We start from the raw sequence: 7,719 nt of genomic DNA on the forward strand, positions 1-7,719 counted from the left end.
GCGTCACACAAGGTTTAGGGTTGAAGCGCCTGGAGGATCTCCCCGCAGGGCGAGCCGAACGACGGTGTGCGCCGGGGTCTCCTCCAGGCGAAGGAAGTGGTCCCGTTGTCGGTCGCCTGGGACGACATCGGCGGTCTCGTCGATGCTCATGAGCGGTTCCTGGCCGGTGCACGGGTCGAGTCGGACGTACGCGACTCGGTGCTCGACTCCTGGAAGCGGTGCCGGTTCGCGGGGCTCGAGCCGCACCGGCTGCTGATCCCCTACGCGCCGGACCTCGCGGTCGAGGACCCGCTGCTGCGCGCCGCCGAACCGGTGCTCAAGCGTCTGACCGCGTCGTTCGAGACGGTGAGCATGGCGGTCGTGCTGTGCGACGGGCAGGCCCGCCTGGTCCAGCGGCACGGCGGCGACCGGCGGTTGCTCGCACTGCTCGACGAGGTGAACTTCGCCCCGGGCTTCTGCGCGTCCGAGGGGGTCGCCGGCACCAACGGCGTGGGCACCGCACTGGCCCTGCGGCGGCCCGTCTACGTCGTCGGCCGTGAGCACTTCGCCGACTGCCTGTCCCCGTTCACCTGCGCGGGCGCACCCGTGCGGAATCCGCTCAGCGGGCGTATCGAGGCCGTCCTCGACCTCACCTGTCTGCGGGACGAGGGCGACCCCGCCATGGTGCGGCTGGTGCACGATGCCGCCCGGGACATCGAGACCCGGCTGCTGGAGCAGGCGACGGAGCGGGAGCGGGCGCTGCTCACCGCATACCGGCGGGCCTCGCATGCCGCGGACGGCGGTGACGCATGGCCGCGGCAGCCCGAGCAGGCGCCCACGGGCGCCGAGGCCGCCCACGACGGCGCGGACCTCGGCCGGCTCGATCTCGCTGTGCTGCGGGAGAAGGCCGAGGAGCTCATCGCCTCACCGCACCTCACCTTCGACGAGGTGGCCCTCTCCGGCGGCCGAGTGGCGATCCTGCTGCGCCGGCCGATCAGGGGTGATGCCGGTGAGATCGGCGTCGTGGTCGAGGCCCGAGTGCTCGGCGAACCGCGCCTGCGGCACGTGGAACTGGCAACGGACGGCCCCGCCGCGCCCGGGGCAACGCCCGCCTCTGCCGCCCTCCCGACGGTGACTGCGGTGCCGGTCCTGACGCCGGGGGCTTCCGCCGCGTCGGTCACACCTGGTGTGGCGCCGGCTTCTGGAGCGGGTTCGTCTGCTGTGTCGGCGGCTTCTGGGGCCGGTTCGTCTGCTGTGTTGTCGGCTCCTGGGTCGGGTTCGTCGGTCGTGTCGTCGGCTCCTGGGCCGGGTTCGTCTGCTGTGCCGACGCCTCCTGCCGCATCGGCACCTTCTGCCGCACTGGCCCAAGCTGCCGTATCGCCGCCGCCTGCGTCGGATGCTCCCGCCGTGTCACCGTTCCTGGCGGCGTCGAGCACGGCTTCCGTGCCGTCGGCGTCGGCCGTCGTCATGCGGACGGTCGTATCCGCACCGGCCGACCCGGCTGCGCCCGCTGTCTCCATGCCGGAGGCGTCGGCTGCGCCCGCTGTCTCCCCGCCGGAAGCGCCCGCTGCCCGCGCTGTCCCCCCGCCGGAGGCGCCCGCTGCGCCCGCTGTCTCCGCGTTCACCGCGCTGCGGGAGGACGCCGGTGACTCGGCCGCCGACGGCTGGCTGTTGCTCGTCGGTGAGCCCGGTGTCGGTCGGCTGGCCGTGCTGGCGCGCAGGCGGCTGGAGCTGTTGCACGACGCCGGCGTCCGGATCGGAACGACCCTCGACGTCGCGCACACCGCGGAGGAGCTGGCGGAGGTGACCGTCCCGCGGTTCGCCGACTTCACCGCCGTAGACCTGCCCGCCTCCGTGCTGCGCGGCGAGGAGCCGGGGCCGCTCGGCGAGGACACCGCGCTGCGCCGGGTCGCACTGGGCGCCGTACCCGAGGAGTCCCCGTTGCAGGAGACCGGCGGAGCGGTCCACTACGGCCCGGCCACGCCGCAGGCCCGCGGTCTGGAGAGCGGCCAGTCGGTGCTGGAACCCGACCTGGCCGCGGCCGAAGGCTGGCACGGCCAGGACGCGGAGGGGACCAAGCGGATGCTCGCGGCGGGCGTCCACTCCCTGATCACCGTTCCGCTGCAGGCGCGCGGCGCGACCCTTGGCGTGGTCAGCTTCTACCGCTCGCGGCAGCCCGCCCCCTTCGAGGACGACGACCTGTCCCTCGCCCAGGAACTGGTCGGCCGCGCCGCGATCTGCATCGACAACGCCCGCCGCTACACGCGCGAGCACACCACCGCTCTCGCCCTGCAGCGCAGCCTGCTGCCCCGCGGGCGTCCCGAGCAGAGCGCGGTCGAGGCCGCCTTCCGCTATCTGCCCGCGCAGGCCGGCGTCGGCGGCGACTGGTTCGACGTCATCCCGCTGTCCGGCGCGCGGGTGGCGCTGGTCGTGGGCGATGTCGTCGGCCACGGTCTGCACGCCGCCGCGACGATGGGCCGGCTGCGTACCGCCGTGCACAACTTCTGTTCCCTGGACCTGCCGCCCGACGACCTGCTCACCCACCTCGACGACCTGGTCGGACGGCTCGACCGCGGCGAGGGCTGGGCGGTGGAGAACACCCACCCGGACGCGGGCATCATCGGCGCCACCTGCCTGTACGCCGTCTACGACCCGGTGTCCCGGCGCTGCAGCCTCACCCGTGCCGGGCATCCCGTCCCGGTGGTCGTCGGACCCGACGGCGCCGTGGAGTTCGTCGATCTGCCGTCGGGGCCGCCGCTCGGGCTCGGCGGGATGCCGTTCGAGACCGTGGAGCTCGACCTGGCCGAAGGCAGCCAGCTCGTGCTGTACACCGACGGCCTGATCGAGGACCGGCTGCGCGACATCGACACCGGCCTGGAGCGGCTGCGTACCGTACTGGCCTGCGCCGGCCGGCCGCCGGAGGAGACCTGTGACGCGGTCCTCGACGCGCTGCTCGCGGACCGGCCGAGCGACGACGTGGCCCTGCTGGTGGCCCGTACGAACGCCCTGGGGCCGGAGCGGGTGGCGCAGTGGGAGCTGCCCAGCGACCCGGCGGTGGTCTCCCGCACCCGTGCGGCGGTCACCGACCAGATGGCCGCCTGGGGGCTGGACGACATGGCCTTCACCACCGAACTCGTCGCCAGTGAACTCGTCACCAACGCCATCCGGCACGCGACCGGCCCGGTCCGGCTGCGGCTGCTGCGCGACCGTGCGCTGATCTGCGAGGTCTCCGACGGCAGCAGCACCTCACCCCGGCTGCGCCGCGCCCGGACCGAGGACGAGGGCGGGCGCGGGCTGTTCCTCGTCGCCCAGCTCACCGAGCGCTGGGGGACCCGCTACACCACGGACGGCAAGGTCATCTGGACGGAACAGCCACTGCCCTGAGGAGCGTCAGCCGGCGGACTAGGACCTGTCCGGCGGATCATGCCGCAGACGCGGGGTCTGGCACGCCCGTCTGCCGCGTTGTCGTCACTCGCCGACTCCCCCACGCTCGGCTTCGCTCGCGCGGGGGACCCCCCCCATCGCCCCCGCTCACCAGCACCGATCAGTCACCGCCGATTTCCTGCGACCTGATCCGCCGGACAGGCCTTAGGCTGCGTGCGGGCTGATCACGCCGAAGGTCACCAGAGCGATGATGACCAGGCCGAGGGCGATGCGGTAGTGCACGAACGGCATGAAACTCCTGGTCTCGATGAACTTCATGAACCAGGCGATGACGGCGTACCCGACGGCGAAGGCGATGAGAGTGGCCAGCAGTGTGGGACCCCAGGTGGCGTGGCCGCCCTCGGTGGCGTCCTTCAGCTCGTAGAGCCCGGAGGCGAGGACGGCCGGGATGGCGAGCAGGAAGCAGTACCGTGCGGCGGCCGCCCGGGTGTAGCCCATGAACAGGCCGCCGCTGGTGGTGGCGCCGGACCGGGAGACACCGGGGATCAGTGCCATCGCCTGGCACAGGCCGTAGATCAGGCCGTCCCGGACGGTGAGGTCGTGCAGGGTCTTGCCCTCGACGGCGGTGCGGTGGCGGCCGCCGGCCTCGGCGCGGGCGGCGACACGGTCGGCGATGCCCAGGACGATGCCCATGGCGATGAGCATGGTGGCGGTCAGCCGCAGGTCGCGGAAAGGGCCCTCGATCCGGTCCTTGAAGGTGACACCGAGCACGCCGATGGGAATCGAGCCGATCACCAGCATCCAGCCCATGCGGGCATCCTGGTCCTGGCGCGTCTTCCGGTCCACCAGGGAACGGCACCAGGCGCTGATGATGCGGCCGATGTCGGCGCGGAAGTAGATGAGCACGGCGGTCTCCGTGCCGATCTGCGTGATCGCCGTGAAGGCCGCGCCCGGGTCCTGCCAGCCCGAGAAGGCCGCGACGAGCCGCAGGTGCGCGCTCGAGGAGATGGGCAGGAACTCGGTCAGGCCCTGGACCAGGCCGAGGACGATGGATTCAAACCAGCTCATGGGGCTTCAGCCGTTCAGTATGTCGACGTCGGGACGTCTGGACGTCCGCAGGTGGTTGCCCGGGGGAACCTATGTGGTTTGTGTCTGTTAAGTACGTTTTAAGGTGTTCAGTGTGGCTCGATGGCTCCAGTCCTTCCGAAGACCCCCGATGGTGCACGCCGTCGGCCGTGCGAACGCGTCCGCGGCCGCCACCGGCGTGTCGTCGCGGCTGACGGTGCTGCGGTCGACCGCGGCCGGGATCGGCACGACGCTGGACGAGGAGACCACCTGCTTGGAGCTGACCAGCGCGGTGTCCGACCTGATCGGCGGCGCCGCGGCGATAGTGCGGGGCGGTGCCGAGACGGAGTCGGCGTACGAGGCGGTCAGCGGCGACGCCGCCGTGTTGCCGGACATCGCGTGGGCCGCGGCGGTGGTCCGCAGGGTGGGCAGCCGGGTCGGACGGCACGAGGCCGGCCCGGCGTTCTGTGTGCCGCTCGCCAGCGGCGAGGACCACTACGGCGTCCTCGTGTGCGCCCGGCAGGAGGGGGTTTTCACGCGCTCGGAGACGGACGTCCTCGCCCTGCTCGCCGAGCGGGCCGCCTCGCACGTCCGGCACGCCCGGGAGTATGACCGGATGAGCCGTATAGTCGGCGATCTCCAGCGCGCGCTGCTCGACGAGCCCGGCCGGCCGCATCCGAACCTGGACGTCGCGATCCGCTATCTGCCCGTGGGGCACCGCGCCCTGGTCGGCGGTGACTGGTGCGAGACCGTCCGGCTGCACTTCGGGCGGACGCTGCTCGTCGTCGGTGATGTGATGGGGCACAGCATTGAAGCCGCCGTGGACATGACCGCCTACCGTTCGGCCCTGCGCTACATCGCCTCCGCCGACCTTCCGCCGCACCGGGTGCTGCGCCAGCTCGACGACATCGCCTCCAGCGAGTCCGACCGCCGGCCGGCCACCTGTCTGATCGTGCGTGTCGACCCCAATCGCGGACAGGTCACGCTGGCCAGCGCCGGTCATCTGCCGCCCGCCGTGATCGACGGCAAGGGCGAGACGTCGCTGCTCCCGGTGCCGGTCGGCCCGCCGCTGGGCACGGGACTGGGCGGCTACGAGCCGGCCACGTACGAGCTGGACGCCGAGAGCACCCTGGTGCTGTTCACCGACGGGCTCGTCGAGCACCGCGGCGAGGACATCGACCAGTCCCTGGACCGACTGGCGAGGCTCCACTTCAACGCTTCGGACGGGGTCGAAGGCATCCTCGACACCGTCCTGGCCCGCCTCGACGCCCGGCACGCGGAGGACGACGTGGCCGTCCTGGCGGCCCGGCTGCGGAACCGGCCGCCCCCGGTGCACGAGGTCTTCGGGCACGCCTGAACGTTTCCACCACGGTCGGGTTCCTTACGAATCCGGGACATCCGGGGGCGGCGGCGCCACCTGCCGGTACCGAGTGCGAGGCTGGCGGCATGGAACAGCAGTCGTACGGGGCACGGGTTCTGGTCGTCGATGACGACCCGACCGTCTCCGAGGTCGTCTCCGGGTATCTCGACCGGGCCGGGTACGTCGTGGACCGGGCCGGTGACGGCCCCGACGCGCTCGCGCGGGCCGCCGTCCACTGGCCGGACCTGGTGGTGCTGGACCTGATGCTGCCCGGCATGGACGGCCTCGAGGTGTGCCGGCGGATGCGGGACCGCGGACCCGTGCCGGTGATCATGCTCACCGCGCGCGGCGACGAGGACGACCGGATTCTCGGCCTGGAGGTCGGCGCCGACGACTACGTCACCAAGCCGTTCAGCCCCCGAGAGCTGGTCCTGCGGGTGGAGTCGGTACTGCGCCGAGCCCGGCCCGGCCGGCAGCCCGCCGGCACCCTGCGGACCGCCGGACTCACCGTCGACCCGGGCGCCCGGCGCGCCGCCAAGAACGGAGTCGAACTCGCCCTGACCATCAGGGAGTTCGACCTGCTCGCGTTCTTCCTCCGGCATCCCGGACGGGCGTTCAGCCGGGAGGAGCTGATGCGCGAGGTGTGGGGCTGGGACTTCGGCGACCTGTCCACGGTGACCGTCCATGTGCGGCGGCTGCGCGGCAAGGTGGAGGACGATCCGGCCCGGCCACGGTTCATCCAGACGGTGTGGGGCGTCGGTTACCGCTTCGACTCCGCCGACGGGGAGGCGTGAGCCGTGCGCGACACCTTGCTCATCGCCCTGTTCGCCTTCCTCGGCGCCACCGCGGCCGGGCTGCTCGGGGCGGGCGTGCTGCTGCTGATCCGCCGGCGCTCGCTCATCGCGCACCTCGCCGTGGTCGCCGCCGTCGCCGTCGGTGCCATGCTCGCCGGCACGCTCGCGGTGGCGCAGGCGATGTTCCTGTCCCGGCACGACCTGACCGTCGTGACCACCGTCGTCGCGATGGCCGCCGTGGTCTCGCTGGCCACCGCGCTGCTGCTCGGCCGCTGGGTGGTCGCCCGCAGCCGCGCCCTCACCCTCGCCGCCCGCTCCTTCGGCGACGGCGGCGACTTCACCAGCCCCGACGGCCCCGCCACCGCCGAACTGGCCGCGCTGAGCCGGGAGCTGGAGGCAACCAGCCGTAAACTCGCCGAGTCCCGGGACCGCGAGCGCGCCCTGGAGAGCTCCCGGCGTGAGCTGGTCGCCTGGATCTCGCACGACCTGCGCACCCCGCTCGCCGGACTGCGCGCGATGTCCGAGGCACTGGAGGACGGTGTCGCCGCCGATCCCGACCGCTATCTGCGGCAGATCCGCGCCGAGGCCGAGCGGCTCAACGACATGGTGGGCGACCTGTTCGAGCTCTCCCGCATCCACGCGGGGACGCTGGCGCTGAGCCCGAGCCGGATCTCGGTGTACGACCTGGTCGGCGACGCCCTCGCGGGCGCGGACCCGCTCGCCCGCGAGCACGGCGTACGGCTCGTCGGTGACCGGGTCGAGCCGGTGCCGGTCGAGGTGGACGGCAGGGAGATGAGCCGGGTGCTCGGCAATCTGCTGGTGAACGCGATCCGGCGGACCCCGGCCGACGGCACGGTCGCGGTGGCCGCCGAACGGTCGCCCGACGGTGTGGTCCTGTCCGTGACGGACGGCTGCGGCGGAATCCCGGACGAGGACCTGCCGCGCGTCTTCGACACCGGCTGGCGCGGCACCGACGCGCGGACGCCACCGGCCGGGGCCGGGCTGGGGCGCGCCATCGTGCGGGGCACCGTGGAGGCCCACCACGGTCGGGCCGCCGTACGCAACGTCACCGGCGGCTGCCGATTCGAGGTGACGCTCCCGACGTCCGACCCCTGACGCGCCCGCCGGTCGACCGTC

The 7,719-nt window shown here is 72.9% G+C and carries 5 protein-coding genes; 4 read left to right on the plus strand and 1 reads right to left on the minus strand.

Annotated elements, in window-relative coordinates; all coding sequences use genetic code 11:
- The first annotated feature begins 96 nt into the window (after positions 1–96).
- Positions 97–3,363: a SpoIIE family protein phosphatase gene (locus ACTWQJ_RS10410; RefSeq protein WP_443306343.1), complete on the plus strand. Its 3,267-nt coding sequence runs from the start codon at positions 97–99 to the stop codon at positions 3,361–3,363.
- A gap of 204 nt (positions 3,364–3,567) precedes the next feature.
- Here ACTWQJ_RS10410 and ACTWQJ_RS10415 read toward each other — a convergent pair whose 3' ends face one another.
- The gene (locus ACTWQJ_RS10415; RefSeq protein WP_443306344.1) at positions 3,568–4,431 is read right to left on the minus strand and encodes an undecaprenyl-diphosphate phosphatase; all 864 of its coding nucleotides are present in this window, start codon (positions 4,429–4,431) and stop codon (positions 3,568–3,570) included.
- A gap of 112 nt (positions 4,432–4,543) precedes the next feature.
- On the opposite strand from ACTWQJ_RS10415, the gene ACTWQJ_RS10420 reads away from it, so the two are divergent.
- From ACTWQJ_RS10420 to ACTWQJ_RS10430, 3 genes are all read left to right on the plus strand, one after another.
- Positions 4,544–5,785, plus strand: a complete 1,242-nt coding sequence (locus tag ACTWQJ_RS10420; RefSeq protein ID WP_443306345.1) for a PP2C family protein-serine/threonine phosphatase — start codon at positions 4,544–4,546, stop codon at positions 5,783–5,785.
- A gap of 89 nt (positions 5,786–5,874) precedes the next feature.
- Positions 5,875–6,582, plus strand: a complete 708-nt coding sequence (locus tag ACTWQJ_RS10425) for a response regulator transcription factor (protein WP_443306346.1) — start codon at positions 5,875–5,877, stop codon at positions 6,580–6,582.
- 3 nt (positions 6,583–6,585) lie between these two features.
- Positions 6,586–7,698, plus strand: a complete 1,113-nt coding sequence (locus tag ACTWQJ_RS10430; RefSeq protein ID WP_443306347.1) for a sensor histidine kinase — start codon at positions 6,586–6,588, stop codon at positions 7,696–7,698.
- The last annotated feature ends 21 nt before the right edge of the window (positions 7,699–7,719 follow it).

Source organism: Streptomyces sp. KR55 (assembly GCF_052245645.1).
GTDB lineage: Bacteria > Actinomycetota > Actinomycetes > Streptomycetales > Streptomycetaceae > Streptomyces > Streptomyces flavusporus.

What these genes read in the sequence shown, in the direction of transcription:
- ACTWQJ_RS10415 (WP_443306344.1), bottom strand. Translation starts at nt 4,431, where the DNA reads ATGAGCTGGTTTGAATCCATCGTCCTCGGCCTGGTCCAGGGCCTGACC.
- ACTWQJ_RS10425 (WP_443306346.1), top strand. Translation starts at nt 5,875, where the DNA reads ATGGAACAGCAGTCGTACGGGGCACGGGTTCTGGTCGTCGATGACGAC.